The sequence below is a fragment of the Desulfocucumis palustris genome (assembly GCF_002933875.1).
Taxonomy (GTDB): domain Bacteria; phylum Bacillota; class Desulfotomaculia; order Desulfotomaculales; family Desulfocucumaceae; genus Desulfocucumis; species Desulfocucumis palustris.
Genome location: NZ_BFAV01000147.1, coordinates 1 through 541 on the forward strand (window position 1 = coordinate 1; position 541 = coordinate 541).

A 541-nucleotide genomic window follows, 5' to 3' on the forward strand; every position below is an offset into this window, starting at 1 on the left:
TCAAGGAGGCCTTGCAGAGCTTCCTCCTGATCCACCTTTGCCTGGAGATGGAGGTAACCGGCTGCGGGTATTCCCTCGGATACTGGGGGCAGTACATGGAGCCTTTTTATCAAAAGGATATGGCCGAAGGAAAGATTACCCGCGAGGAAGCGCTCTATCTTACCAAGCTGATATTTATCAAGCTGCAGGAGGTTGGCTACTATCACGGGCCTAAATTTTTCAAAGCCTGGTCGTCTCACGTGGGCCAGACACTGTGTATTGGCGGTGTCACCGAGGATGGAAGAGACGCCACTTGTGAAATGGACTATATTGTCTGCGATGCCCATATTGACCTGAAAAACATTCAGCCCCCCCTGGCCCTGTTCTGGCACCCCACTATAAAAGAAGATTTCTTGTTCAAGGCTGTTGATGTGGTTAAGACCGGTGTGGGGCACCCTCAATTTATGAATACTTCGGTGGCCATACAAAGGGCCATGGACAGGTTCGCAGAGGACGACGTTACTCTGGAAGAAGCAAGGCGTGTGGCCATATTTGGCTGCGT

The 541-nt window shown here is 51.2% G+C and carries 1 protein-coding gene; it reads left to right on the forward strand.

Annotated features, from left to right (window positions below; genetic code table 11):
• Window positions 1-11: 11 nt before the first annotated feature.
• A partial coding sequence (locus DCCM_RS13190; RefSeq protein WP_305791400.1) for a pyruvate formate lyase family protein occupies window positions 12-541 on the forward strand: 530 nt, incomplete at its 3' end.